This is a genomic window from Campylobacter sp. 2014D-0259 (assembly GCF_008000505.1).
Taxonomy (GTDB): domain Bacteria; phylum Campylobacterota; class Campylobacteria; order Campylobacterales; family Campylobacteraceae; genus Campylobacter_D; species Campylobacter_D jejuni.
The window spans coordinates 169,881-196,134 of sequence record NZ_VOAQ01000007.1 but is presented as its reverse complement, the minus strand read 5'-3'; the positions used below and the strand labels follow the sequence as shown (position 1 = coordinate 196,134).

General features: G+C 29.5%; 26 protein-coding genes and 1 pseudogene. 15 read left to right on the top strand and 12 right to left on the bottom strand.

The window, feature by feature from the left end:
* Window positions 1–13: 13 nt before the first annotated feature.
* Window positions 14–1,444 (top strand): type I glutamate--ammonia ligase, encoded by a 1,431-nt coding sequence (gene glnA, locus SR63_RS01855; protein WP_002854995.1) that lies wholly within the window; start codon window positions 14–16, stop codon window positions 1,442–1,444.
* A gap of 65 nt (window positions 1,445–1,509) precedes the next feature.
* On the opposite strand, the gene flgG is transcribed toward glnA, so the two are convergent.
* From flgG to SR63_RS01830, 5 genes are all read right to left on the bottom strand, one after another.
* The gene (gene flgG / locus SR63_RS01850) at window positions 1,510–2,301 is read right to left on the bottom strand and encodes a flagellar basal-body rod protein FlgG (RefSeq protein ID WP_002852142.1); all 792 of its coding nucleotides are present in this window, start codon (window positions 2,299–2,301) and stop codon (window positions 1,510–1,512) included.
* A gap of 28 nt (window positions 2,302–2,329) precedes the next feature.
* A complete protein-coding gene (locus SR63_RS01845) occupies window positions 2,330–3,142 on the bottom strand; it encodes a flagellar hook-basal body protein (RefSeq protein WP_002854829.1) in 813 nt (270 codons plus the stop codon).
* Between the two features lie 154 nt (window positions 3,143–3,296).
* Window positions 3,297–4,409, bottom strand: a complete 1,113-nt coding sequence (ftsZ, locus tag SR63_RS01840) for a cell division protein FtsZ (RefSeq protein WP_002852071.1) — start codon at window positions 4,407–4,409, stop codon at window positions 3,297–3,299.
* 15 nt (window positions 4,410–4,424) lie between these two features.
* Entirely contained in the window at window positions 4,425–5,813 is a 1,389-nt protein-coding gene (gene ftsA / locus SR63_RS01835; RefSeq protein ID WP_074469321.1) for a cell division protein FtsA, read from the bottom strand.
* Window positions 5,810–7,300 (bottom strand): peptidylprolyl isomerase, encoded by a 1,491-nt coding sequence (locus tag SR63_RS01830; protein WP_002866541.1) that lies wholly within the window; start codon window positions 7,298–7,300, stop codon window positions 5,810–5,812. Before SR63_RS01830 ends, ftsA begins: the two co-directional genes overlap by 4 nt.
* Before the next feature lie 158 nt (window positions 7,301–7,458).
* On the opposite strand from SR63_RS01830, the gene rsmH reads away from it, so the two are divergent.
* Together rsmH and SR63_RS01820 are read left to right on the top strand one after the other, a co-directional pair.
* Complete coding sequence (gene rsmH, locus SR63_RS01825) at window positions 7,459–8,397, top strand: 16S rRNA (cytosine(1402)-N(4))-methyltransferase RsmH (protein WP_072238617.1); 939 nt, start codon at window positions 7,459–7,461, stop codon at window positions 8,395–8,397.
* Entirely contained in the window at window positions 8,397–9,335 is a 939-nt protein-coding gene (locus tag SR63_RS01820; RefSeq protein ID WP_002876954.1) for a hypothetical protein, read from the top strand. Before rsmH ends, SR63_RS01820 begins: the two co-directional genes overlap by 1 nt.
* On the opposite strand, the gene SR63_RS01815 is transcribed toward SR63_RS01820, so the two are convergent.
* From SR63_RS01815 to pta, 3 genes are all read right to left on the bottom strand, one after another.
* Window positions 9,323–9,814, bottom strand: a complete 492-nt coding sequence (locus SR63_RS01815; protein WP_002855147.1) for a hypothetical protein — start codon at window positions 9,812–9,814, stop codon at window positions 9,323–9,325. The two genes, SR63_RS01820 and SR63_RS01815, sit on opposite strands and share 13 nt — an antisense overlap.
* A 70-nt stretch (window positions 9,815–9,884) precedes the next feature.
* Window positions 9,885–11,072 carry an acetate kinase gene (locus SR63_RS01810; protein WP_002876956.1) on the bottom strand — a complete coding sequence of 396 codons (1,188 nt, stop codon included), beginning with the start codon at window positions 11,070–11,072 and terminating at the stop codon, window positions 9,885–9,887.
* Window positions 11,073–11,085: 13 nt separating this feature from the next.
* Entirely contained in the window at window positions 11,086–12,591 is a 1,506-nt protein-coding gene (gene pta, locus SR63_RS01805) for a phosphate acetyltransferase (protein WP_072238616.1), read from the bottom strand.
* 89 nt (window positions 12,592–12,680) lie between these two features.
* Between pta and flgH the strand changes: the two genes are divergently transcribed.
* Window positions 12,681–13,379: a flagellar basal body L-ring protein FlgH gene (flgH, locus tag SR63_RS01800; RefSeq protein WP_002864738.1), complete on the top strand. Its 699-nt coding sequence runs from the start codon at window positions 12,681–12,683 to the stop codon at window positions 13,377–13,379.
* 29 nt (window positions 13,380–13,408) lie between these two features.
* Here the strand turns inward: flgH and ispG are convergent, their stop codons facing one another.
* The gene (gene ispG, locus SR63_RS01795) at window positions 13,409–14,482 is read right to left on the bottom strand and encodes a flavodoxin-dependent (E)-4-hydroxy-3-methylbut-2-enyl-diphosphate synthase (protein ID WP_002854766.1); all 1,074 of its coding nucleotides are present in this window, start codon (window positions 14,480–14,482) and stop codon (window positions 13,409–13,411) included.
* A gap of 122 nt (window positions 14,483–14,604) precedes the next feature.
* On the opposite strand from ispG, the gene SR63_RS01790 reads away from it, so the two are divergent.
* Both SR63_RS01790 and SR63_RS01785 read left to right on the top strand, forming a co-directional pair.
* Complete coding sequence (locus tag SR63_RS01790; protein ID WP_002876965.1) at window positions 14,605–15,129, top strand: adenylyl-sulfate kinase; 525 nt, start codon at window positions 14,605–14,607, stop codon at window positions 15,127–15,129.
* Between the two features lie 10 nt (window positions 15,130–15,139).
* The gene (locus SR63_RS01785) at window positions 15,140–16,531 is read left to right on the top strand and encodes a DUF2972 domain-containing protein (protein WP_012006677.1); all 1,392 of its coding nucleotides are present in this window, start codon (window positions 15,140–15,142) and stop codon (window positions 16,529–16,531) included.
* 914 nt (window positions 16,532–17,445) lie between these two features.
* On the opposite strand, the gene SR63_RS01775 is transcribed toward SR63_RS01785, so the two are convergent.
* Window positions 17,446–17,745: a hypothetical protein gene (locus SR63_RS01775; protein ID WP_002876971.1), complete on the bottom strand. Its 300-nt coding sequence runs from the start codon at window positions 17,743–17,745 to the stop codon at window positions 17,446–17,448.
* A gap of 255 nt (window positions 17,746–18,000) precedes the next feature.
* Between SR63_RS01775 and SR63_RS01770 the strand changes: the two genes are divergently transcribed.
* Window positions 18,001–18,630 (top strand): helix-turn-helix transcriptional regulator, encoded by a 630-nt coding sequence (locus SR63_RS01770; protein ID WP_002877660.1) that lies wholly within the window; start codon window positions 18,001–18,003, stop codon window positions 18,628–18,630.
* A gap of 59 nt (window positions 18,631–18,689) precedes the next feature.
* Window positions 18,690–18,974 (top strand): hypothetical protein, encoded by a 285-nt coding sequence (locus tag SR63_RS01765; RefSeq protein WP_002877661.1) that lies wholly within the window; start codon window positions 18,690–18,692, stop codon window positions 18,972–18,974.
* Here the strand turns inward: SR63_RS01765 and SR63_RS01760 are convergent.
* Window positions 18,971–19,522, bottom strand: a complete 552-nt coding sequence (locus SR63_RS01760; RefSeq protein ID WP_147498339.1) for an ImmA/IrrE family metallo-endopeptidase — start codon at window positions 19,520–19,522, stop codon at window positions 18,971–18,973. The two genes, SR63_RS01765 and SR63_RS01760, sit on opposite strands and share 4 nt — an antisense overlap.
* A gap of 439 nt (window positions 19,523–19,961) precedes the next feature.
* Window positions 19,962–20,135: pseudogene (locus tag SR63_RS01750) on the bottom strand (DNA adenine methylase); the annotation flags it as partial.
* A gap of 100 nt (window positions 20,136–20,235) precedes the next feature.
* On the opposite strand from SR63_RS01750, the gene SR63_RS01745 reads away from it, so the two are divergent.
* The 7 genes from SR63_RS01745 (at window position 20,236) to SR63_RS01715 (ending at window position 26,254) form a co-directional block, all read left to right on the top strand.
* On the top strand, window positions 20,236–20,556 hold the full coding sequence (locus SR63_RS01745; protein WP_022552263.1) for a helix-turn-helix transcriptional regulator: 321 nt from the start codon (window positions 20,236–20,238) through the stop codon (window positions 20,554–20,556).
* 173 nt (window positions 20,557–20,729) lie between these two features.
* Window positions 20,730–21,035 (top strand): hypothetical protein, encoded by a 306-nt coding sequence (locus SR63_RS08545; protein ID WP_002877666.1) that lies wholly within the window; start codon window positions 20,730–20,732, stop codon window positions 21,033–21,035.
* Between the two features lie 233 nt (window positions 21,036–21,268).
* Complete coding sequence (locus SR63_RS08540) at window positions 21,269–21,436, top strand: hypothetical protein (protein WP_002877668.1); 168 nt, start codon at window positions 21,269–21,271, stop codon at window positions 21,434–21,436.
* A 283-nt stretch (window positions 21,437–21,719) separates the two neighbouring features.
* On the top strand, window positions 21,720–22,493 hold the full coding sequence (locus tag SR63_RS01730) for a class I SAM-dependent methyltransferase (protein WP_002877669.1): 774 nt from the start codon (window positions 21,720–21,722) through the stop codon (window positions 22,491–22,493).
* Window positions 22,494–22,545: 52 nt separating this feature from the next.
* Window positions 22,546–23,307: a class I SAM-dependent methyltransferase gene (locus tag SR63_RS01725; protein ID WP_147498338.1), complete on the top strand. Its 762-nt coding sequence runs from the start codon at window positions 22,546–22,548 to the stop codon at window positions 23,305–23,307.
* A 14-nt stretch (window positions 23,308–23,321) separates the two neighbouring features.
* Complete coding sequence (locus SR63_RS01720; RefSeq protein WP_002877672.1) at window positions 23,322–25,661, top strand: PEP-utilizing enzyme; 2,340 nt, start codon at window positions 23,322–23,324, stop codon at window positions 25,659–25,661.
* Window positions 25,652–26,254 carry a gamma-glutamyl-CDP-amidate hydrolase gene (locus tag SR63_RS01715; RefSeq protein WP_147498337.1) on the top strand — a complete coding sequence of 201 codons (603 nt, stop codon included), beginning with the start codon at window positions 25,652–25,654 and terminating at the stop codon, window positions 26,252–26,254. The genes SR63_RS01720 and SR63_RS01715 overlap by 10 nt, the downstream gene beginning before the upstream one ends.

Genomic DNA, 26,254 nt, shown 5'->3' with positions numbered 1-26,254 from the left:
AAGGAGTAAAAATATGGGAAAATTTGTTAATAATATAGATGATTTTTTCAAATTTTGCAAACAAAATGAAGTGCTTTTTGTTGATTTTCGTTTTACAGATATGATAGGAACTTGGCATCATATTACCTATAATCTCCATGCAATCAATGAAGAAACATTTCAAACTGGCATTCCATTTGATGGAAGCTCAATCCATGGATGGCAACCTATAGAAAAATCAGATATGATTTTAAAACCTGATGCACAAAGTGCTTTTTTAGATCCTTTTACAGCTGATCCTACTATCATAGTATTTTGTGATGTGTATGATATTTACAAAGGACAAATGTATGAAAAATGTCCAAGAAGCATAGCAAAAAAAGCAATGGAACACCTTAAAAATAGTGGCATTGCTGATACTGCTTACTTTGGACCAGAAAATGAATTCTTTGTTTTTGATAGTGTAAAAATAGTTGATACTACTCATTGTTCTAAGTATGAAGTTGATACCGAAGAAGGAGAGTGGAATGATGATAGAGAATTTACCGATAGCTACAATACTGGACACAGGCCAAGAAACAAAGGTGGATATTTTCCAGTTCAGCCAATTGATTCTTTAGTAGATATTCGTTCTGAAATGGTTCAAACTCTTGAAAAAGTAGGTCTTAAAACTTTTGTTCATCATCATGAAGTTGCACAAGGACAAGCTGAAATAGGAGTAAATTTTGGCACGCTTGTAGAAGCAGCTGACAATGTTCAAATTTATAAATATGTTGTAAAAATGGTAGCTCATTTAAATGGCAAAACTGCCACTTTTATGCCAAAACCTTTATACGGAGATAATGGCAATGGTATGCATGTTCATATGAGCTTATGGAAAGATGGGGTAAATTTATTTTACGATAAAGATGGATACAGTGGACTTAGTCAAACTGCTATAAATTATATAGGTGGAATTTTAAAAAATGCTAGAAGTGTCGCAGCTTTTACAAATCCAAGTTCCAATTCTTACAAAAGAATAGTTCCTGGTTTTGAAGCTCCTTGTATTTTAACTTATTCTTGTCAAAACAGATCAGCAAGTTGTCGCGTTCCTTATGGCATAGGTAAAAATTCAGCTCGTATAGAAATTCGCTTCCCTGATAGCACTGCTAATCCTTATTTAGCTTTTGTTAGTCTTTTAATGGCAGGTCTTGATGGAATCAAAAATAAAACCATTCCTGTGGGTCCTATGGATGAAAATTTATTTGATCTTACTTTGGATGAAATACGTGAAAAAGGGATAGAGCAATTACCACATACTCTAAGAGGAAGTTTAGAAGCTTTAATCCGACATAATTCTTATTTAAAACCTGTAATGAGCGATATTTTTATCGATGACTATCAGCATTTAAAATTTGAAACACAAGTTTGGCCAGTAGAAGCTCGTCCAACTGCTTATGAATTTAAAACTTGCTACTCTTGCTAAAAATTTAATGGCGTTTAACACGCCATTAAATAAAAAAGAATTAAAAATTATTTATTTTATATCAACTATCGCTTAAGCTGATTTACAATTCCTAGCATATCATCACTTGTTGTAATTGCCTTAGAACCCGCTTCATAAGCCCTTTGTCCTGTGATAAGATCTGTCATTTCTTCAACAAGCTGAACATTACTAAGTTCTATAAATCCATGTCTTATTGTTCCAAGTCCATCTTGTCCTGCTATACCCGCAACAGGTGCACCACTTGCTCCTGTTTCAAGATAAAGATTATCACCCATAGAATGAAGACCCGCTGGATTTATAAACTGAACTAGCTCCACTTGGCCAATTTGAGTTTCTTGTTGCTCCCCTGGTAGCATTACAGAAACGGTTCCATCTGTAGCAACATTAATTGCTGTTGCGCCTTCAGGTATTGTCATTTCAGGTAAAAGTCTATAACCATCTGAATTTACAATATTACCTTCATTATCTTTTGTAAATTGCCCATTTCTAGTATATCCTATAGTGCCATCAGGAAGTTGTATTTGAAAAAAACCATTACCTGCAATAGCCATATCAAGACCATCAGTACTTGTTGATTTTAAATTTCCTTCAGTAAAAACTTTAGTTACCGCTGTTGGACGCACACCCACACCCACTTCTATACCCGAAGGAGAAAGAGTAGTAGCTGAAGTTGAAGTTCCTGCATACTTCATAACTTGATACATAAGATCAGCAAATTCTGCGCGACTTTTCTTAAAACCTGCTGTATTAACATTGGCGATGTTATTTGAAGTAACATCAATTTGTGTTTGCTGCGCTACCATTCCCGTAGCAGCAGTATGAAGTGATCTCATCATTTTTAATCCTTTTTTATTTTATTTTAAATTATTTAACAGCTGCAAGCTTATTGATAGCTTCTTGATTTAAGTCATCCATATGAGCTGTCATAACTTTTTGATACATTTCTACCATTCTGTTTGCTTCAATCAGTCCTACCATTTCAGTAACTGGATTAACATTTGATCCCTGAGAAAAACCTTGGCGAATAGCATTGGAGTTTTCCAAATCTCTAATGCGGGTTAGATCATCTATTTTATAGACATTATCCCCATCTTTTTGCAAAGCTCTTATATCATCTACTTGTGCTACAAATAATCTTGCATTTTGAGCTCCATCAACCTCAATGCTTCCGTTTTTATCAACGCTAATTTGAACAGCACCATTAGGAATGCGTATGCCAGCATTCTGAGGATTATTAAAATAATCACTACTTAATACCTTGTATCCTTGCTTATTTACCAAATAACCCTCATCATCAAGTTGAAAATTTCCATCTTTGGTTAATCTTACTTCTCCATCTTTGGTTTGAACCAAATAAAAAGCATCTTCTCTAGTCATTGCCAAATCCAAAGGATTGTTTGTGGCCTTTAAAGAACCTAGACTAAAATCCGTATATTCTTGAGAAACTTGCGGGATTCCATCTATTGTAGTATTTACAAAACGAGATGCATCTCTTGTGTGATTTTCTATAGGCAACTCATCCTGAGTTTCTTTAAAAATCCTTTTAAAATCTGCAATAACCACATCATCTCTTTTGTATCCACTTGTATTAATATTGGCAAGATTATTAGTAATCACATCAAGTTTATTAAACTGAGTTACCATTCCGCCAGTTGCTTGATAATATCCATTTTGCATATTTTCACCTATAAAATTAAGATTTTATAGCTATAAAAGCAAAGAGTGTTCCAACTTTTAAAAACAAAGAAAAATAAATATTTGAAAGATTATTAGGAGAGAATTTTAAACTATAAAAAGCAAGATTTGACTCAATCTTGCTTTAAAATCAATTTTAATCCATTTGACGACGCAAGAAAGTCGGTGTTTCAATTTGCGCCATTATCTCTTCATCGTAACCACCGCTTACCTTTTTAAGACTTAAATAAGGATTTTTCTTAGAAGCTTGAGCTTCTTCGGTAGATTTTTTAGCTACTGTATCTTTGTCTTCAAACCCTGTCGCAATAATAGTCACTTCAACTCTATCTTCCATGCTATCATCTGTAGTAGAACCAAAAATAATCTTAGCATTTTCATCAACAATTTCTTGTATACTATTTGCTGCTGCTGAAATTTCAAACAAAGAGCAATTAGAACTTGTTTTAAAATGTAAAATAACTCCCTTGGCACCTTTAATATCCATTCCATCAAGCAAAGGAGATTCTATAGCGTTTGAAAGAGCCTCTTCTATAGCATTTTCACCACTAGCACTACCAACGCCCATAAGTGCGAGTCCGCGATGACTCATGATGGTTCTTACATCTGCAAAGTCAACATTAATATCTCCATTATCAAGCAAGATAGACACCATACCTTTTACAGCACGAGCTAAAATATCATCAACCAATCTAAAAGCATCTTTAATGCCTGCTTTTTTATCAATAATGCTCAATAATTTTTCATTTTGAATTACAAGAATAGAATCACTTTCTTTTTTAAGCTCAAGGAGACCGCTTTCAGCAAGTTTTTTTCTTTGTTTTCCTTCGAATGCAAAAGGCATAGTTACAACAGAAACAGTTAAAGCTCCAATCTCTTTAGCTGCTTGTGCAATAACTGGAGTGGCACCCGTTCCAGTACCTCCACCAAAACCTGAAGCAATAAATACAATATCACTTTGACTAAGACTTGCTTTTATTTCTTCAAAACTTTCTCTAGCACTTTCTGCACCTACCTCAGGAAGCATACCAGCGCCTAAACCTTTAGTTTTTTTCTCGCCAAGTTGAATTTTAGTTTTTGCTAATGAAATTGAAATAGCTTGTGCATCAGTATTTGCTGCAATTAAATCAAGATCATTTAATCCCATTTTAACCATATGGTTGATCATATTACCGCCACCGCCACCGCAGCCTATAACCTTAATTTTTGCACCTTTATTATGTTGCATTTCTTCTACTAAAAATTCACTCATAAAAATTTCTCCTTGTTAAAATTGATTCATAATTTTATGCCAGATATTTGAAAAAACGCTAGGTTTTTTTTCTTTTGGCTCTTTAAAATCTAATTGTTCTTGTATTGCAATTGTATCATTTTCTTGCAAATTTTCATCAAAAAAATCAGATTTTATTTCACTTTCTGCATCTTTTTGCAAAACAATATCTTGTTTAATTTGACGATTAAAATTTTCAATTTCCCCTTTATATCTTAATTTTTCATTAGAATCAAGTTCATAAGGCGTAAAATACCCCGCTCCATATAAACAAAGTCCTATAGCACAAGTATTTTCAGGATCATTAAAAATTTCACTAAAACCAGTAATCAAATCTTTTCTTGCAGTAGCTAGTCTAACTGAGCGATTATCAAATGTTGCAGGAGCTAGCTCATCAATACCTGCTAACTTAGTCATTCCACCTGTTAAAACAACTCCACCGCCTATAGCATTGGCATAACGATTATCACTTAAGATTTTTGCCAAAATCATCAAAGTTTCTTCCGCTCTTGCATAAATTACGTTTGAAATAATATCCAAAGAAACTTCATTAACCTTTCTTTCATCACCCATTGAAGGAATTTGTATAAGGGTATTAGGCTGTTGTGAAAGAGCTGCATAATTAAGCTTGATTTTTTCTGCTTCTTTTAAAGGTGTATGCAATGCCATTGATAAATCTTGGGTAATATTAATCGAGCCAATTTGCAAACAATCATTATATCTAATTGAATTTCCAGTATGAACAACCATATCACAAATCGCTCCACCCATATCAATCAAAACAGCACCTAATTCCTTTTCGCTATCATCTAAACAAGCTATAGCTGAAGCATATCCTGAAAGAACTATATTATCCACTCTTAAATCAGCTAATTCAACTGCTTTCTTAAGATTTTTAATATGAGATTCTTGTGAAATCACTATATGGGTTGAAACTTCCAAACGATTACCACTCATTCCCAAAGGATCATCAACATGTTCAAGATCATTAACCTTAAAATTATAAGGCAAAACATGGATAATTTCATAACCACTTGGTAGATTGGCAGTATGCTTAGCTGTACTTACAGCACGATGAATTTCTTTAATGCCTATTTCATGATTTGGAATATTAACAACACCTATGCTATCAACGCTTTTAGTATAAGCACCTGATATAGACACCACAACCTTATCATAATGAACTCCGCTCATCATCTCAGCACTTCTAACAGCTTCTTCAATAGATTTAGAAGCAAGCTCTATATTGGTAATGGCACCTTTTTTAACCCCGTTGGTTTTCGACTTGGAAAAACCAATAATTTTTAATCCATCTTCATCTTTTTGAGCAATAATGGCACAAGTCTGGGTTGAGCCTAAGTCAATTCCTAATATATTCAAAATCAATTCCCTTTATAATAAATTTTTATCGGATATATCTTTTTAAGTTCATCAACAAGTTCTTGCTTAAGCTCATTTGCTTTTAAATTTCGCAAATTTTGTTCAAGCATAGTTTTGTATTGTTCAAATTTATCGGAGTTCATATCTAATTTTTGTTTATTTATTTTATATAATATTGCTTTATTGTCATTAATGATCACATAAGAACTATTTTGATCGGTATTAAATACATTCATCAAAAAATAAGCAAATTCAGAATCATTTAATATCTTATCACTAAGCTTTACACTCTCGCGAGAACTATCTCGACTTACAAAGCCTATATCATCGCCTTTAAAATTTACTAAACTATTTTTAGCTTTTTCTTCTAAATTTTTTCTAGCTTGTTCGCTTAAATACATAGGTAAAACTTCTTCTCTAGCTTCTTCAAAAGTTTTATTTCTTATAGGATCTACTTTATTTAGTTTAACTATGATATATCCGTTATTATAAGGTGCTGGTCGTAAAACATCTCCATTTTTAGCTTTATTCAAAAGATCAATTGGATAATAAACATCAGATTCACTAATATTTTGATCTTTTTGAAAATTATCTTTCCCGTTTTTTAAATCTAAAAATTTAGCATTAGCCACATTCTTTAGTTGTATTAAGGCGTAATCTTTAGCAACTTCATTTTTAGCAGACTGAAAATCCATCACTTTACCTGCAAAATCTTTATATTTTAGTTTATTTTCATCTTGATTATAAAATTTTTCTAATTCTTTGTCGTCAATTTTCTCATTGCTAACTGACAAAAAATAAGTTGAAATTTCATATATTTTTTTAGTTTTATAATCTTCTTTATGTTCATTCCAAAGCTTTTTTAAATCCTCTTCATTAATCTTAATATTTTTTTTGTCATAATCAATTTTTGCAATACTTAAAGCATCTTGCATGAAATAACTAGAAGCTAACATTTTTAATTCTTCATCTTTGCTAGGAATATTAAAAATTTGATTAAGTTTATCGGTAATTACTTCATTTGCAAGTTGTGTTTCATAATCTTTTGGAGTTAAATTATTGGCATTTAAAAGTTCATAATAAATTGTTTTGTTAAAATCCCCTGTAGGATCTTGAAATTCTCTAGTATTTGCAAGTTTTTGTAAAATTTCATTCTCGTTTACGCCAATACCCAAATCTTTGGCAAAATTTAACAAAAGCTTATCTTCAACAAGGGAGCTTAAAGCTATATTTTTAATGCCTAGTTGCTCAGCATTTTCTGGAGTTAAAGCACCATTGCTAATTTGATTATAATAACTTAAAATTTGTCTATATCTAGTATCAAATTCGCTAAAACCTATCTTTTCATTTCCTACGGTTGCAACACTCGAACTTCTATTGAGATTAAAATCATAAGCACCCCAACCTAAAAAGCCAGCGCCAACAAAAGCTATAGTACTAACCCATATAGTAACAACAAGATATTTTTTGTGATGTTGCATCCAAGTAAGCATATCATTCCTTGATTAAATTTAAACTAGATATTGTATCGTAGAAGTGTTTAAGTGGAGTTTAATTATAAAATTTTTACCAAAAAATATTTGTTCTTTAAATTTTATGATTTTTACAATGAAATTTAGTTATAATTATAGTTTATAAAAATTTATTAGGATTGATTTTGGAAATTCCTCATATCCCAGTTTTGCTTAATGAAGTTCAAGAGATTTTTAAAAATCTTAAAACAGGTTATTTTTTAGACTGCACTTTAGGATTTGGCGGACATAGTGAAGCTTTGCTTAAAAATCATCCTGATCTTAAATTCATTGCTTGTGATCAAGATCAACAAGCTTTAGAATTTTCTAAAAAACGTCTTAAAGATTTTCACAATAGGATAACTTTTATACAAAGTAATTTTAGTGAAGTTTTAGAAAAAATTTCATATAAAGAAGAATTAAGAGGTATTTTAGCAGACATTGGAGTTTCTTCATTTCAACTTGATAATAACGAAAGAGGTTTTAGTGTAAATTCTGACTTTTTGGATATGAGAATGAATCAAAACTCCAAAATATCGGCTTATGAGATTATTAATACTTATACAAAAGAGCAATTAACTTCCATTTTTAAAGATTATGGAGAATTGCACGATGCACATTTTATTGCTGAAAAAATTTGCCTAGAAAGAAGTAAAAATCCAATCAAAAGCGCCAAGGAACTTTATCAAATCATAGGAAAAGGCAAACAAAATCATAGAAAAATTTCCAAAGCCACTTTAGCATTTCAAGCCATTAGAATAGAAGTAAATCAAGAACTTAAAGTGCTTAAAGATTTTCTTGGGCATTTAGAAAATTTAAAACCAAAAAATTGCATTTTAGCAATCATTAGTTTTCATTCTTTGGAAGATAGAATAGTAAAAAATTTTTTCAAAAAATGGTCAAAAAACTGCATTTGTGATGAAAAAATAATGCGTTGCGAATGTGGAAATAACCATAGCCTAGGGCAAATAATAACCAAAAAAGCTATAAGTGCAAGCAAGGAAGAACTTTTAAAAAATTCTCGCTCTAGTTGTGCTAAAATGCGGGCTTTTTATTTTAATAATTTGGACAATAAATAATGCTAGAAGATGATTTTATAAAAGAACGCCAAAACATACGCCAAAAAATGCTGAAATTTTCTCGCGCTATAAATCAAGGCAAACCGCTTGATGATGATTTAAGAGATGAAATTTCTAGCGATGATATTTTAAGACGTCGTTTTAAAAAAAAGACTCCTAATAAATTCTTAGAAGAACTCGATGAAGAGTATGAGTCAAAACATACTAAAAAATCAAATATATATTTAAAAGAAGATCTGATCAATGTTAAATTAGAAGAAAAGCAATCTCTTGCTAAAAAATTTTTTTCCAAAATGAAAGAAAGGAAAAAAGAAGAAAATAAAAAAACTAAAAAGATTTTTTCGTTTGGAAGAAAAAAAATAAACAAGATAAAAAATATTCAAACCAAACCAAAAATTCAAACAAAAAATGATCAAAACCCTATCCAAGATAAAAAAGAAAAAAAAGAATCCATAAAATCTATAGAAAAAATTCAAAAAACCGAACCTAAGATACAAAATTCTCAAACTATAGAAAAACGACCTGATATTAAAAAACAACCCGATATTAAACAAAGTTTGGAAAATTTACAAAAAAAAATAACACCACAAGAAAATAAACAAGAACTTCCAAAACCATCTAATCAAGCTCAAGAAAAACAACAAAATGATGAAGATGCTCAAAAGGCAAAAAATGTTTTACTAGAAGGCTTCTCTAATGCCACCAAAGAAGATAGAAACCTAAATTTCAATCATCTTCTTTTTGCGGCTTTACTTGTTAGTTTTGCGTTATTTTTATTTGCTCCACAAATTTATATTAGAAATCAAATTTATTATCTTAGTAGAGAAATTGCTACATTAAGAACAGAAGAAAGCGTTTTAAACGAAGAAAATAAAGATTTAAAAAGAAGACTTGAAAATATGCGATTCCAAAATCAAATTTTAGATTATTTAGAATGAATAATCTTATCTAAAACATACTGCTCTAAATTTGCTTTTGGAATTTCTTCTTTTAAGGCTTCCTTATAAATTTCACCTGCCATTATAGAGTATTTTTCATAAGCAAAATAAGGGAAATGCAAAGCCCAAGCTTTTTGTATTATTTTTTTTGAGATTATTTTGCGAGTATAAACTTTAAAAATATCATATCCTATAAATACACAAGCAGTAACCATAACAGCACTCACTATGCTTATATGAAAGTCAAGTTTTGTTAAAAAATAATGAGTAATTAAAAGCAATGGTAACAAAACCACAGCACAAAAAACACCAAAATAAATATAAGAATTTAGAATTTTGAAATTAAAATTTAGCTTAGAAGGATCTACAAGCATACCGTCATTAAAAAGTGCATTTGCCTCTAATAAATCCTTCACTAAAACAGGTTGTTCTGATACTTTAAATAAAAAACGAAGGCTAAATTCTTTAAATTTTTTCATAATCCACGCTTTATTTTTTAATTAAAATTTTATCTAAACAAAATTAATTTTTACTAAATATAATCCTCTTTCAATTGCTTATTAATTCTTCTGTGATTCTGGCTATTTCTAATTCTTCATCTGTAGGAATAACAAGCACTTTAACTTTAGAATTTGCATGATTTATCATTCTTTCGCCCGAAATCCTTTGTTTGTTAAGTTCAAAATCTAACTCGATACCAAGATGAGCTAATCTCTCACATACTTTTTGTCGAACCAAACTATCATTTTCTCCTATGCCACCTGTAAAAATAATAGCATCGGTTTTTGGCAACACAGCAAAGTAGGATCCTATATATTTAACAAGACGATAACAAAACATATCAAGAGCCAAGCGTGCTTTATCATTACCTTGTTCTATCTCTCTTTCTATATCTCTAAAATCATTATAACCGCAAATTCCATATACTCCACTTTTTTTATTCATCAGTGTATCTATTTCTTCTATGGTTAAACCCTTAAGATGACTAATAAAAGGTAAAATAGCAGGATCTAAATCTCCACAACGCGTTCCCATAACAAGCCCTTCAAGCGGAGTAAATCCCATAGAAGTATCCACACTCTTACCTTTTTCTATAGCACATACACTTGCACCATTTCCAAGATGAGCAGAGATAACATTTAGTTCACTTTTATCTTTTTCAAGCAAACTTGCCGCTCTAGAACTGACAAAAGCATGAGAAGTCCCATGAAAACCATATCTTCTAATATTATGCTTATCATAAAAATCATAAGGCAAAGCATACATATAAGCAAAATCAGGCATAGTACGATGAAAAGCTGTATCGAAAATAGCCACGTTTGCAACACTAGGTGCAGCTTTAATCATTGTTTTTATACCTGCTAAATGGGCAGGATTATGCAAAGGAGCAAAAATACTAACCCTATCTATCTCTTTAAGAACATAGTCATCTACTAAACAATGCTCACTTAAATTTCTTCCCCCGTGAACTATACGATGACCACAGCCATCAAGAGCATTTAAATCCGCTAAAATTCCTGATTCTTTAAAAAGCTCATTGACTATACTAAGTCCTTCTTCGTGATTATTTATCATTAATTCTCTTTCAAAACTTTCATTATTTAAAACATTTTTTAATATAACTTTTGAATTTTGCTCTCCGATTTTCTCTACTAAACCACTCGCTTTAACGACTTTATTATCAAAAAATTTAAATTTAATCGATGAAGAACCTGAATTTAAAACTAAAATTTTCATTTATTATTCCTTTCTATTGAGCTTGTATAGCACTTAAAATAACAGTATCTACAATATCATCTACCAAACATCCACGACTTAAATCATTAACAGGTTTTTTAAGACCTTGCAAAATAGGACCGATTGCTAAAGCATTAGCAGTTCTTTGAACTGCTTTGTAACAAATATTTGCTGCATTAAGATCAGGAAAAATATATACATTTGCATGGCCTGCTATCTTAGAATTTGGCATTTTCTTTGCTGCAGTCTTTGGATCATAAGCGCAATCAAACTGCATAGGACCATCTATATTTAACTCAGGGTATTTTTCTTTAGCAATCTTTAATGCTTCTTTTACAAGATCTACGCTTTCTCCCTTACCGCTATCACCACTAGAATAAGAAAGCAAAGCTATTCTTGGTTCAAGTCCAAAAGATTTAGCAGTCATAGCACTTACATAAGCACTAGTTGCAAGCTGTTCAGCAGTTGGACTTGGATTTACAGCACAATCAGCAAAAGCTAAAACTTGATCTTCAAGCCCCATAAAGAAAATTCCCGAAACAGAACTAATACCTTCTTTGGTTTTAATAAGCTGCAATGCAGGGCGAATCGTTTCAGCCGTAGTAGTTGATGCTCCACTAACCATAGCATCAGCTTTTCCAGTATGTATAAGCAAAGTTCCAAAATAAGTTTTATCCTGAACTAGCATCTTAGCCTCTTCTAAACTCATTCCTTTAGATTTTCTTGCCTCATAAAGAATGGAAGTAAATTCTTGATTATATTCTGAATTGAGCGGATTCATAATTTGTATAGTACTTAAATCAAGACTTAATCTAGCAGCATCTTGTTTGATTTTTTCCTCATCACCTAATAAAATAAGATCAACAACTTTACTTTTTAATAAAATTTCAGCAGCTTTTAAAATTCTCTCATCATTACTTTCTGGCAAAACAACAGTTTTTTTATTTTTTACGCTTTGTTTAATCAATTCATATTTAAAACGATGTGGAGTTATAAAATCATACTCTTCAAGCTTTTGCACTTCCTCAAAATTAAAATTTTCATTAATCAAAACATAATTACGACCATCTAGGGCATGATCGAAATATTTTTGAGCTATAAGTTTATCCTCATCGTTAATAATAGCAGCGATAGGGGTATTAAGATTTTTAGCCAATTTTATACTAAGATCAAATCCATCAAGTATTCCAAATTCGCAAAAGCTATTTACAAGCACAAAATCGTATTTGCGTTTTAACTCTTCGTATTCTTCTAAAATAACATTAAAAAAATTATGAGGATCTTTGCTAAATTCCTCCATTGCTTCTCTAAAGGTAAAACCATAAGCGCTTTTTACAGTTTGATTGATATTAAATTCTTCCAACCAACCTTGCAAAACAGGGACGCGATGTATGTATATTACAGGGCAATAAATTGCGATATTTTTGTAAATTTTGCTATAATTTTTAAGCAAATTTGTACTAATAATAGTATTTAACTCATCACTTCTAGATCTCATCAAATAAAGATTTGCCATCATTTTCTCCTTGAATTTATAAATGTGGAACACTCTTTGCTTTTTCTAATTTTAACAAAGAAAAATAAAAATTCATATTTTAAAGGACGAAAATGAAAAAAGTTTTATTTTATGTGTTACCGTTTGCGTTTTTTGGTTGTTCTGCAACGGTTGATCCGCAAATTTCAATGAAACCACCTGCTTATGTAGAAGAACTTGCACCAAAACAAAGTAATAATGTAGAAAGTGCACCAGGATCGCTTTTTGGCAAAGGGGATAATCCTTTATTTTCAGATAAAAAAGCTATGAATGTAAATGATTTAGTTACAGTTGTTATACAAGAAAGTACCACTCAAAGCACACAAGCTAATAAAGCAACAAGTAGAACTAATACCTCAAATTTAGGCGGAGGTGCTTTAACAGGAAGTTCAGGAGTGGTAGCTAATGCTCTTAATAAAGTCAATGCTTATTCTAATATAGGCTTTCAAACCAATAGTTCAAACAACTACACAGGAACAGGCTCACAAAGCAGAAATGAAAGTTTCAATACTACAATTTCAACGCGTGTAATTAAAATTTTATCAAATGGTAATTATTTTATCGAAGGCTCAAGAGAGCTTTTAATCAACGGAGAGAAACAAATCATACAATTAAGCGGTGTTATTCGTCCTTATGACATCGGTCAAGACAATACTATAGATAGTAAATATATAGCAGATGCTAAAATTCTTTATAAAACAGAAGGTGAAGTGGATAGAAGCACAAGAAAACCTTGGGGTAGCAAAGTTATAGAAGCGATATGGCCATTCTAAAAGCAAGGTTAAACCTTGCTTCTTGGCTTTTATTCTTTTACAGCCCTACTTTTAACCTCATCTTCAACTTCAGCTAAAAATCTATCTACAAGTTCACTTTCTTTTAATTTAGCTACAACTTCACCATGTCTTATAACAAGTCCTTGATTTTTCCCAAAGGCTATAGCCACATCAGCGCCCTTAGCTTCACCTAAAGCATTTACTACACAACCCATAACACTGATATTTAAAGGTTCTTTTATATGCTTGGTTTTTTCTTCTACGATTTTAATCGCGCTTAACAAATCACTTTGAATCCTACCGCAAGTTGGACATGAGATGATATTTACTCCGCTTTTTTGCACTCCACTATCTTGCAAAATCGCTCTTGCTACACGAATTTCCTCTTCAAGCTCACCCGTCATAGAAACACGCATAGTATCGCCTATACCTTTAAGAAGTAAATTTCCTAAAGCTATAGAACTTTTTACAGTGCTATGAAATTTAGTTCCTGCTTCAGTTACCCCTAAGTGAAAAGGATAATCACAAAGCGGTCTTAATCTCTCATAAGCTTCTATAGTTTTTTGAGCATCTGAAGTCTTCATGGAAATTTTAATATCAAAAAAGTCTAAATCCTCTAAAAGCTTGATATTATACATCGCACTTTCTAGCATAGCATCGACACCATAGCCAAATTTATCACTAAATTGTTTTTCTATGGAGCCGTGATTTACACCGATACGTATAGGGATACCCCGTTCTTTACATGCTTTTACCACTTCTTTGATATTTTCTTTAGAACCTATATTGCCAGGATTTATACGCACTCCATCGATAAATTCAGCACAATATACAGCCAAATTATGATTAAAATGAATATCTACGATTAAAGGTAGAGGACTTTTAGCTTTAATCTCTTTTAAAGCCCTTGCATCAGCCATATCCAAGCACGCCAAACGCACTATGTTTGCTCCTGCAAAATAAAGACGATTGATTTGTTCTAAAGAACCTTCTATATCTCTTGTTTTAGTAAAAAGCATAGATTGAACTGAAATGGGTGCATCACCGCCTATTAAAACATTTCCTACTTTGATTTGTCTGGTTTTAAATCTTTTATACTCCATAACTTCACTCTTTGAAAAATTTTAATATCAAATTTTAACTTTTTATTGCTTTAATTAAAGTTTATTTTTGATAATATAGGAAAAATTTTTACATTTATACTAAACAAAAAAGGAGGTTATCTATGGATTTTTTTAAAAATGGTGGAGTTATTTGGATTACAGGACTAGCAGGAAGTGGCAAAAGTTATATTGCAGAAGCATTATACAAAAAATTAAAAGAAAAATACAATAATATTATTTATCTTGATGGCGATGAACTGAGAGATCTTTTAGAGCATTATGGATATGATAAACAAAGTCGTATCGATATGTCAATAAAGCGTTCTAAATTTGCACATTTTCTCAGTTCTCAAAATATGCTAGTTATCGTAAGCGCTATTTCCATGTGGAATGAAATTTACGAACACAATAAAAAAACTTTAAAAAATTACTTTGAAATTTACATAAAATGCGATTTTGAAGAATTAAAAAAACGTGATAAAAAAAACTTATATAGCAAAAACTTAAAAGGTGAAATTTCAAATGTTGTGGGAATGGATATTGATTTTGATGAACCAAAATCTAATTTAATAATTGATAATACTTATATGACAGAACTTGACAATAAAATTTCCTACATCTTAACAGCTCTAAAAGAAAAAAAATAAAGAAAAAAGCATGCAAAATCTTTTACTCTATATAAAAAATAACCTAACTCCAACCCTAGCTCAAATTCTTTTACAAGCTTTAAAAAATTCGAATAATGAAAAATTTTTTACCTTTGTTTTGAAAAATATTGAAACAATTTGCACTTGGCTCAATTCTAGCGAATTTAAGAATAGATATTTATCAATAAAACATCCTTATCCACCTTTAATCAATCCTAATTTTATAGAAATAGATGCTAGTCGACATTGTGCAGAATTAGCTTGGGATTTAAATTTACCCCTACCTAAACACTATAAATTTATCTATATTTCTCCACATGGCGTTGGAGCAGCAGCATTTTTAAGATACCTTAATCAATGTTGCGATGTAACTTGTTTTGCCTCCTGGGTTTTACCACCTGATGCCAAAGAAAGATATTGTCTTAATTACATGTGTCTAAATGACAATACGATTACTCAATATGCTATTAATATATCAGAAATTAATCTACCTTATTTTGATAAATATCTATCTTTATTGGATTTTAACTCTAAAATTATTTGCGGAGTTCGCGATCCAATAGGAATTTTAAAGCATAACTGGGGAAGAGATTGGAGTAAAGTTTTAAGAAACTATCCCTCTGAATTTAATCTAACTTATGATTGGCGTTATTATATTGACTATCTTACTCATCAAAATCATAAAATTAAAATCGATATAAACGAACTACAACAAGGAGTTTTTATCATCTCTTATTTATTAAAATATTTTAACAAAGACAATGTATACTATCTTGATATGGAAGAAATCCGCCAATCAAAGGCCTTCGATACCATGAATTTACTTGCTATAAATTTTAATTTTACCCCCCCCCATAAAGATAAATTAGATTTATTTAAAATTAAAGAATTTAGAGGTTATATTCGCTATCTTTTTCCTATCACACTCTATGCAAATTCTAAAGATATTAATAACACCTTTTATCTTAATACTCCTAAAAATAATAAAAATTTCAATATTGATAAAACTTCTAGCATTCCCATAATTTTAGACAGAAAACATATCAATCATGAAAAAATAGACATAATACAAGAAATTATAAAAAACGATCTATGTAATGATATGGGTGTATATATTGATAAAAATGATTTTAAACAATTAGAACAAAACAATCTTTTATTTTCAACAATTAAACATTATTTGTATGATTTTTTATATCAAATTAAAATAACCATAGATGAAACAGAATCAAAAATGATGAAAGAAAAAGATGTAATAGATTATTTTATAAAAAATAAATCACTTGTTTACACTTTTTTTAATATTTTTGAAAATGATCTAAATCATTTAAAGCAAAAATTTCCCAATATAATTAACTCTTGGACATACTATAAAGAATTTGAAAAATGCGTCAAGAGTTAGATGACAATATTCAGGGAAAAGATGTAAGGGGTATTTTAAAAAGAGTATGTAACTATCCCTAAATAATTTTAGCAAAAAATACCAAATAATAGGATTTTAAAGCTTACAAAAATGACTTTTTATCTTTCCTAGTTTAAAGTGTAAAAAATCCCAAATATCCCAAAAATCCCAAAATGTCTGTTTTATCCCAAAAAAACTGATTAAATGCTGTTTAAAAGGCGGATAAATACGAGCTTTGATTTTAAATTTTATATCCCAAAAGTGTTTTTTACTCTCTAGGATAGTTACATTTTTGCTTAAAATATTCTTATATTTTTTAACCTTGTAACTATCTCTATAAAACACTATATAATCATACTTTAACCACTTTTTATATAAAAATAGTATGTAACTATCTATAGCTTTAAGGTTTGGAGGATAGTTACATAGAAAACTTAAACATTTAGTTGGTTTTTATAATCTTATAATAGACTAAGATTACTTCAATTTATTTAAAAATTATTTTTATTTTTGATTTTATTTTTTAACTTTGATGATAACTTTTGCCAATTATAATGTTTTTTAAAAGATAAATATAAAGAGTGATTAACTTTTATAGAAATATATAGCTATATTTAGTTTTAGGTTTGTAAATATAGCTACATTATTTTTTAAATTAAATTATGATATATAGGTATTGCATCTATTTTTTAATTTTATAAGTTTTTTAAGCCCCAAGGGATTATTTTTTTTGAAATCATCGCTATTTAAGTAACAATCATACCTTTCCAAGATATCTTTTAACATATGTGCAAAATGCTCCATTATAATACCTTCATCTATCCTATTATTTTCAATAAAAGTTTGAAGTGTTTCAAAATAATTCATCATCATTATAATTGATCTTTTTAATTCTGGTTTTTCTTTAATTTCTTTTAATATTTCTTCATTTCCTTTTTTTCTTTTATATTTTGTTGCTCTCTTGTATAATCTCTTGCCTCTATAAAATGTTTTTCATCCCATTTAGATAATAACTGCATTGTTAAATTAAATTTATCCGCTCTTGTTTTTTCAAAAATAGAATAAGCATTTAACACCAATGAGATTGACACCGCATAGGCAGAAATGGCAGATGCAATAATTTTAACTTCTAAATTAAAATATAAACATAAACATACGATTGCAAAAAACCCGATCATCCACAGAATAAAATATTTATTTTTTAATATTTTCATTAAAATCCCTTTAATATATAATTAAATTTCATTAGAATTATATATTAATTTTTTTTAATTTAGTCAATTTTAAAATTACCTTGCAAAGTTAAAGCTTTATTCTTTGACTTTAATTTCTAATACAAAATTAAGTATATTTTTATTTATAAATTTATAATTTTAACTTAAAAAATTAACCTTTTAAAACAAAAGTTTTTAATTGCCTTTTGTAATTTTTTGTTAAATTTCTTTGAAATTAAAATCAAAGGATTTAACATGCAAATGCAAGAAGTGATTGAAAAGTTAAAAGATATATTAGCCAGTGAAGGTAAGTGTAATTTAAAAACAAAAGATATAGCCAAAGAACTAGGAATTCATCCTGATACTTTTAATTCCATGAAATTTAGAAACTCCATTCCATATCCACAAATCCTAAACTTTTTAAATCAAAGAAATATAAGCATTAATTATTTCTTCTATGGAAGTTCCCCAAAAGATCAATTAGAATGTGAAAACAAGTATAAAATTTTAAAGCTTTATAAAACAAATGCAAGTTTAGGCGGAGGTGGTATAAATGATTTGATTGATAGCTCTGATTTAATCATCGACGAAAAGGTTTTAAACTTTTTTGGAAGTAAAGAATGTGAGTTTATTACTTGTTACGGAGAGAGTATGGAACCAATAATAAAAGATGGTTCAATTTGTGTAATAGATAGAAATAAAACTTTTAAGAATAAAAGCATTTGTGTGATTAATACTAGAGATGGACTTTTTATAAAACAAGTTTTAAAACAAGATGATGGAGTGATTTTACACTCTTTAAATCCTTTATATGAAGATATATTTTATAAAAATGGAGATTTTTTGCTAATTGGTGTGGTAATTGGAGAACTTTCAAGACTATGACAGCACACAATAAGCTAAGCCAAGCTAATCTTGTCTCATCAATACAAAAGGATATAAAGATGGATAGAGTATCAGCAGACATAAGACAAGGTGTTAACAAAAGATTTATAAACGCAATTTGCAATCATAACAATGAACTTGTTTTAGAATATCTTAAAAATGGTATGAGTGTTACTAAAGAATGCATGGGTAAAGAGCCTATGTTTTATGCAGTAACTCATAATAATTTTGGAGCGATTTTACTTTTATTAAAATACGGTGCTATTTTAGATAAAGAGTACCTAGAAGAAAGCAATAAAAATTTTAGCAAAGAAGCTTTAGAATTTTTAGCCTCTTTGCTCTAAAAAGGATATGTATAATCTTGTTTTATCAGACCTACATTTTTAAGTCTGTGAAAAACAGCTTGCTTTGAAACTTCGAATTTTGAAGCAATAAGTAATATTGCTTCTGCTGCCTTTAAGTCAGGTGTTGTTTTTCTGCATTCTGCTATAAAATCTTCTATTTGTCGAAGAGGCATAAGTAGTCTTGCCGCAAATTGATTGGCTCTAGTTTCTATTCCACCATATGTATTGCTTCTATAAAGGGTTTCATAACTATCAATAATAGGATTTTCTATGCTAGGTAAAATATCATTAGCTAAATGCCCTAATTCATGTGCCAATGTAAAACGCTGTCTATTTTTATTTTTAAGCGGATTTATCCAAATAATAGGTTCACCTTTTTCATCTACGCTAATTTGACCTTCAGTGTCAATTTTATCAAGGTCAAGATCTTTAACTACATTTATACCTAATTTTTGAGCAATTTCAAACGGATTAAATGGTGGTTCTTTCATTTCCAATAAATCTAAAATTTCATAAGGGGTTTTATCTTTTATTTCTTTATAAGTCATTCCAAACCTCCTATTTGTGATTTTTCTTGATCAATATCTGTCAATATAGATATTTTATCATTTATATGTAAATCGACCATTCTTTCAAATTCTTCCATAAATTCACTATTTTTTAGAATTTTATTTATAAAATCATTGCGTAATTTCTCATCTTCTATAATTTTATTTAAAAATACATCAGTTGTTTCTTTTATTAATCTTTATTTATCACGGTTATAATATATAGTAAGCCCTATGGCAATAACAGCTGTTAAGTAAAGTAGCAATAGCAACAATTAAACTTCCATAAGTTAGATAAGAACTTGCAATAGTAATAATATCAGAATTGGTGTAATTGTTTTCTATAATAAATCCTTAAATTATTTTTAATTTTAAAGGTACTTTACCATATTTTTACAAAATTAAATATTAAAGAGAGTATTTTTACTCTCTTAGCTTGCTAAAAATTCATAATCAAAAGCTCTTTACTTTCTTTTCTTTTTAAAACATTATTATTTAAAGAATACCTTACTTTTAATTCCTTAATATTAAAATCTTTATAAAGCTCTCTTATAAGCTCACAATCATTATAAGAAAGCATAAATTTACCCTTGATATTTTTTAACAACTTGCAGCGAGATGCTAATTTTTATTCAATACCAAAACTTAATGTTTCGGCTTCTACCAGTGGTGACAATGAGTTAATTGGGCTCGAAGGATATGAAACAGGTGAAATGCTTGAGCTTAGTAAAGCCTTTTTTAAAACAACGCCTAAAAATATGAAAGCTATTAAAGTTGATGGTTATTCTATGGTTCCAATGCTTTTACCTGATAGCTGGGTTGTTTTTGAAGAAACGCATAAGTATCAAGGAGATGGATTGTATATTTTAAATTTTGATAACCAATTAATGGTTAAACTTTTGCAATTAGATCCAATAAGTAAAGTTTTAGATATTATTAGTGTAAATAAGGATTATAAAAGCTATAGTTTGGACTTAAAAGACTCGCAAGTTGAGCTGATTATACAAGGCAAAGTTTTGCGTTTTATTATATAATTTAAAGGAATTAAAGTGAATATTGTGTTGCTAATATTAATAAGTATCTTTATTTTCTTTTATGTAATTATTTATATAGAAAAATAAAAGGAACACCAAATAAGCCGCTAAAAGAAATTTGGAATGAATATAAGCAGGAAATGCAAAAAATCAACGAAGAGCATAGGTAAAAAATGCAGAAAATTGATGAAAATTTTAAAAAAGAAAAAGAGCAAAATAAGGACTTGGAACTTAATAAATTTCAAATAACCTCACGCGAAATTTTTACCATAAAAACTCCAGAGAATAAAGATGTTGAGGTTGAATTAACTTGTACAGCTGGATTAATTCAAACTAGCCAAATTAATTATGAAGAGATTGTTAGAAAAGAATTTTTATACAAATGTTTTCCAGTAACTTGGAATGATTTTTTAAAGCTTAACAAGTATGAAAAAAATTGGCATATACAGTTAAAGATTGTGATGATATTGGATTGTTAAAAGAGGTTTATGAGCAAATATTCAAATATTTAAAATGACAAAGTGAACTTCCTGAATATTTTAAAAAAGATATACGATCTAGGAAGAGATATTTGCACGAATTTTCGGACCCCGTTCAAATAAAAAGCAAATTAAGTTTAAAAGCTTATCGCTACTATATCGACTTCTTTTTAATGAAATACCAGAAGGAAGCTATTTTCCTATGCAAACAATGCATAGGGGTGATGAGTTGAATGAAGCTTTATATAATACTTACTTTTTTAAAAGATGATGAAAGTATAGATATATATTATCCGCCAAATTTTTATGAAGATACATCAATTTTTAATATAGTAGAACATAGTTTTTTTAACAGTAGGGAATATTATAAAAATTACAAACTTTTAATCGTTTTGATTTAAAGCCACACTCTGATTGCGACTTTAACATTCCAAAATATATAGTAAAGCATTATTTGGATATGAAAACTATTGTTAAAGAAAATGAACATCATAAACGAATTTTTTGTTAGTTTTATTTTAATAAAGTTATATTTTAAGTTTAAGGTTTGTAGAAAAATAAAATTTCCACTTTTATGGAAGTTTTATTTTTCCAAATGGAAATTTTATTTTTCCGCCGACAAAAGATTTGTAAATTAATAAAAAAAAGATATAATTGCATTTTAATTTAGAGAAAGGAATCAATATGAAACAAGGGGATTTTACAGAGGTTGCAAAGCATTATCATAATAGACCTGCTTATAGTCCGTTTTTACTTGAAAAACTTGTAGCTTGTATCAATGATAAAAATAAAAATTTAAAAGATTTAAATATTGTTGAAGTAGGAGCTGGCACTGGAAAACTTACTAAGATGTTGGGAGAAATGTTTGGATGCCAAATTAGCGCTGTGGAACCAAACGATAATATGCGTGAAGAAGGGCAAAAATTTACACAAAATTTATCAAATATTTCTTGGCACAAAGGAAGTGGTGAAGAAACCTGCATGAGCAATAATCAAGCTGATTGGGTCATCATGGCTAGTTCTTTTCATTGGACAGATCCTAAAAAATCTCTCCCAGAATTTAATCGTATATTGACAGGGGGGGGGTATTTCACTGCGATTTGGAATCCTCGCCACATTGTAGAGGGTTCGGTTTTTGATGAAATCGAAAAGGAGATTAAACATATTGTTCCAGAGCTTGCTCGTGTAAGCAGTGGCACTCAAAATGTTAAAAAATGGGAAGAAATTCTTGTTTCAACAGGAGATTTCACAGACTGCTTTTTTATGGAGTGTGACTATAAAGAGTTTTGGGATAAAGAACGTTATCTTGGAGCTTGGCATTCTGTAAATGATATACAAGCACAAGCAGGTGAAAAAAGGTGGAAGGAAATTTTAGAGATGATAGAAGCTAAAATTTCTCATATGCAAAGTATAGAGATTCCTTATAAAATAAGAGCATGGACAGCTAGAAAAGCATAAAATACCTCCTTTTTTTCATCAAGCTTGTCAAAGATGAAAAAAAGGAAATAAAATGCAAAAACTAGTAGAACAAGTGTGGGATTATACCAAGCATGCTAAATTTTATAGCTATAGACCAAATTATGCTCCAAAAACTATAGATATGCTTATTAGTTTAGTTGGAAAAAAAGATATTAAAGTCGCTGATATCGGTGCAGGAACTGGAAATTTAAGCATTATGCTTTTAGAAAGAGGATGTAAGGTAGTATCTGTAGAACCAAATGATGCGATGCGTGAGATCGGGATAGAAAGAACTAAAGGTGAGAAGGTTGATTGGGTTAGGGCAACAGGTTTAAACTCAACACTTCAAAATAGTGAATTTGATTGGGTGACTTTTGGTAGTAGTTTTAATGTAATGGATAGAAATGAAGCCTTAGAGGAAGCGCATCGCTTATTAAAATTAGAGGGATATTTTTCTTGTATGTGGAATCACAGGGATTTAAACGATCCTGTACAAAAAATAGCTGAAGATACTATTGTAGAATTTGTACCAAATTATACAAGGGGAACAAGAAGAGAAGATCAAAGACCAATTATAGAGAGTCGAAAGGATCTTTTTGATAATATTGTTTATATTGAAGAGGATTTTTATTTTCATCAAAGCATTGAAAATTATATTAATGCATGGAAAAGCGTTAAAAATCCTTACTGGGATTTGGAGGCTGATGAAGGAAATGAACTTTTTAATAAAATTAGTGATAAAATTTCTCAAAGACTTCCTAAGGAATTTAGCATAAAATATACCACTCGTTGTTGGAGTGCTAAAAAAATATAAAACTAAGGAAAAATATGGCGGAGTTAAAATTTAAAACCAAAGCACAAAATTTAAAAAATTTACAAACAAAATTAAAAAAAGCAAAAGTTCTATCTTTGGTTTTAACTTCGCTTGAAGAATTAATATCAAATGAAGATAAAGTTTTACAGGACATTCAAACTTTAAAGGCTAATAGACTCATTATAAGAAGTTCTTCTTTAAGTGAAGATAGTATGAAAAACTCCAATGCAGGTGCTTTTCTTTCTTTGGCAAATATTAAAGCTGATTCTAAAGATGAATTATTAAAAGCTTTATATGAAGTTGCCAATTCTATGCCATCAAAAAGCGATGAAATTTTAGTTCAACCTATGCTTGAAAATATTACTCTTTGTGGCGTTGGTTTTAGTGTTGATAAGGATAATTTTTCCCCTTATTTTTGTCTTCAATATGATGAAAATGGTTCAAATAGCTCTATTACAGATGGAAGTAGTAAGAGTGCAAAAACTTACTATCATTACAGAGATTATTTAGAATTTAAAGATATTAGACTTCAAAAAATTATAGAACTTATAAAAGAATTAGAAGTTTTATATAACTGTTGTTTTTTAGATGTTGAATTTGCATTTGCTATTCAAGATGATGAGGAAGAACTTTTTTGCTTGCAAGTGCGTCCTTTGGTTATGCATGAAAAAAATAATTTATTTCACTCTTTACCAAAAGAAGCTTTATATAGATTTTATAAACGTTTTGAGTCTTTAAAAGAATCAAGATCTAGAGTTTTGGGAGATAAAGCCATTTTTGGGGTAATGCCTGATTGGAATCCAGCTGAAATCATAGGGTTAAGACCTAAGCGTTTAGCTTTTAGTTTATATAAAGAAATCATTACGGATAATATCTGGGCGTATCAAAGAGATAATTATGGTTATAGAGATTTAAGATCCCATCCTTTAATCCATTCTTTTTTAGGCATTCCTTATGTGGATGTAAGATTATCTTTTAATTCTTTTATACCAAAAAAATTAGATGAAAATATCGCGCAAAAACTTGTCAATTTTTACTTAGATAAGCTTAATAAAAATCATGAATTGCACGATAAGATTGAATTTAATATTGTTTATTCTTGTTATGACTTTAATAGTTCTAAAAAATTAGAAGAACTTTTAAATCATGGTTTTAATGAAAATGAAATCAAAAGATTAGAATTTTCATTATTAGAACTTACAAACAAGATTATTAATCCTAGATCAGGGCTTTATTTAAAAGACATACAAAAAGCTTATAAGCTAAAAGAAAGATATGATGGCATTATTAATTCTAATTTTTCTTTAATTGATAAAATTTATTGGCTTATTGAAGAATGTAAACGTTATGGAACTCTGCCTTTTGCGGGGGTGGCTAGGGCTGCATTTGTAGCAATGCAACTTTTAAATTCTTTAGTTGAGATTGATTTTATAACCAAAGAGGAAAAAGATGATTTTTTAAATTCACTCAATACAGTGAGTAAAAATTTAAGTAAACAAACAAACCATCTTAATTTTCACAACAAAGATCAATTTTTGAAAGATTTTGGACACTTAAGAGCAGGAACTTATAATATTTTATCTCCAAGATATGATGAAGATTTTGAACTTTATTTTGATGTGGATCAAAAAGATAGTAAAGTTTATTTGCAAGATAAAGCTTTTGTTTTTTCAGAAGAAAAGACAAAAGCTTTAAATGCTTTACTTAGAGAACATGGACTAGAGATTAATGCTTGTGAATTTTTTGATTTTTTAAAGCAGGCTATCGAGGGTAGAGAGCTCGTTAAATTTGAATTCACTAGATTGCTTTCTAAGGCTATAGTTTATATAGAAGAATTAGGCAAATATTATGGTATTGAAAAAGAAGATTTGGCTCATCTTGATATAAAAAGCATTTTAAATCTTTATTCTAGTCTTTATTCTATAAATCCAAAAGAGCAGTTTGTAGAAGAAATTAATCGCAATAAAAAAGAATATGAACTTACACAAGCTATAAAACTTCCTTCTTTGCTTTGCAATGCCGATGAAATTTTTTCTTTTTATAATCATAGTATTATTCCAAATTTTATTACACAAAAGAGCATTACTGCATTTACGGCGAAGGAAAATGATAAAGATTTAGAAGGAAAGATTGTTTTAATTTATGCAGCAGATCCTGGATATGATTATTTATTTACAAAAAATATAGCAGGACTTATTACATGTTATGGGGGTGCTAATTCACATATGGCCATTCGTGCCTCAGAACTTGGAATGCCTGCTGTTATAGGAGTTGGAGAAGAAAATTTTGAAAAATATTTAAAAGCTAAAAAAATAAATATAGAATGTGAAAGTGAGCAAATATTTTGTTTATAGGTATTACTCAAAGGCTTATTTACAACGAAAGTTATCATGAAGAAAGAGAATGTTTGGCTTTGGATTGGGGAAAATTATTTAATAAAGATTTATTTGAAAATTTTACTCCTCTTCCTCTTAGCTATGAAATAGATTTTTCTCATTATAAACATCTAATAAAAGCTGTGATATTAAGCGGTGGTAATGATTTAAGTTTTTATAGTCCTAATGTCTTATCTAAAAAGAGAGATTTATATGAAAAGCAAGTTATAGAAATTTGTTTAAAAGAAAAAATACCACTTTTAGGAATTTGCAGAGGAGCTCAGATGATAGCTCATTATTTTAACAGCCATATAAGTCCTTGTGAAAATCATATAGGCAAACATGAAGTATTTTTCTCAAAAGAAAAATTTATAAGTAATTCTTTTCATAATTTTGCTATTGAAAAATTAGGCGAAGATCTTGTAGAACTTTGCTTAGCAAAAGATAATACCATAGAAGCTTTTAAACATAAGTATGAAAATATTTTTGGTATAATGTGGCATATTGAAAGAGAAAATGGGCTTAATAATATTCAAATTTTAAAAGAGTGGTTTAGTTTAATCAAGGAATAA

Excerpts from the sequence above, each read along its gene's own strand:
- SR63_RS01745 (WP_022552263.1), top strand. The coding sequence starts at position 20,236 with ATGCTTGAGCTTAGTAAAGCCTTTTTTAAAACAACGCCTAAAAATATG.
- SR63_RS01785 (WP_012006677.1), top strand. The coding sequence starts at position 15,140 with ATGCAAAATCTTTTACTCTATATAAAAAATAACCTAACTCCAACCCTA.
- SR63_RS01725 (WP_147498338.1), top strand. The coding sequence starts at position 22,546 with ATGCAAAAACTAGTAGAACAAGTGTGGGATTATACCAAGCATGCTAAA.
- SR63_RS01775 (WP_002876971.1), bottom strand. The coding sequence starts at position 17,745 with ATGAAAATATTAAAAAATAAATATTTTATTCTGTGGATGATCGGGTTT.
- SR63_RS08540 (WP_002877668.1), top strand. The coding sequence starts at position 21,269 with ATGAAGCTTTATATAATACTTACTTTTTTAAAAGATGATGAAAGTATA.
- glnA (WP_002854995.1), top strand. The coding sequence starts at position 14 with ATGGGAAAATTTGTTAATAATATAGATGATTTTTTCAAATTTTGCAAA.
- SR63_RS01760 (WP_147498339.1), bottom strand. The coding sequence starts at position 19,522 with ATGACTTATAAAGAAATAAAAGATAAAACCCCTTATGAAATTTTAGAT.
- flgG (WP_002852142.1), bottom strand. The coding sequence starts at position 2,301 with ATGATGAGATCACTTCATACTGCTGCTACGGGAATGGTAGCGCAGCAA.
- ispG (WP_002854766.1), bottom strand. The coding sequence starts at position 14,482 with ATGGAGTATAAAAGATTTAAAACCAGACAAATCAAAGTAGGAAATGTT.
- pta (WP_072238616.1), bottom strand. The coding sequence starts at position 12,591 with ATGATGGCAAATCTTTATTTGATGAGATCTAGAAGTGATGAGTTAAAT.
- ftsZ (WP_002852071.1), bottom strand. The coding sequence starts at position 4,409 with ATGAGTGAATTTTTAGTAGAAGAAATGCAACATAATAAAGGTGCAAAA.
- SR63_RS01720 (WP_002877672.1), top strand. The coding sequence starts at position 23,322 with ATGGCGGAGTTAAAATTTAAAACCAAAGCACAAAATTTAAAAAATTTA.
- SR63_RS01790 (WP_002876965.1), top strand. The coding sequence starts at position 14,605 with ATGGATTTTTTTAAAAATGGTGGAGTTATTTGGATTACAGGACTAGCA.
- SR63_RS01815 (WP_002855147.1), bottom strand. The coding sequence starts at position 9,814 with ATGAAAAAATTTAAAGAATTTAGCCTTCGTTTTTTATTTAAAGTATCA.
- SR63_RS01830 (WP_002866541.1), bottom strand. The coding sequence starts at position 7,300 with ATGCTTACTTGGATGCAACATCACAAAAAATATCTTGTTGTTACTATA.
- SR63_RS01845 (WP_002854829.1), bottom strand. The coding sequence starts at position 3,142 with ATGCAAAATGGATATTATCAAGCAACTGGCGGAATGGTAACTCAGTTT.
- SR63_RS01810 (WP_002876956.1), bottom strand. The coding sequence starts at position 11,072 with ATGAAAATTTTAGTTTTAAATTCAGGTTCTTCATCGATTAAATTTAAA.
- SR63_RS01765 (WP_002877661.1), top strand. The coding sequence starts at position 18,690 with ATGGATAGAGTATCAGCAGACATAAGACAAGGTGTTAACAAAAGATTT.
- SR63_RS08545 (WP_002877666.1), top strand. The coding sequence starts at position 20,730 with ATGCAGAAAATTGATGAAAATTTTAAAAAAGAAAAAGAGCAAAATAAG.
- flgH (WP_002864738.1), top strand. The coding sequence starts at position 12,681 with ATGAAAAAAGTTTTATTTTATGTGTTACCGTTTGCGTTTTTTGGTTGT.
- SR63_RS01730 (WP_002877669.1), top strand. The coding sequence starts at position 21,720 with ATGAAACAAGGGGATTTTACAGAGGTTGCAAAGCATTATCATAATAGA.
- SR63_RS01820 (WP_002876954.1), top strand. The coding sequence starts at position 8,397 with ATGCTAGAAGATGATTTTATAAAAGAACGCCAAAACATACGCCAAAAA.
- SR63_RS01770 (WP_002877660.1), top strand. The coding sequence starts at position 18,001 with ATGCAAATGCAAGAAGTGATTGAAAAGTTAAAAGATATATTAGCCAGT.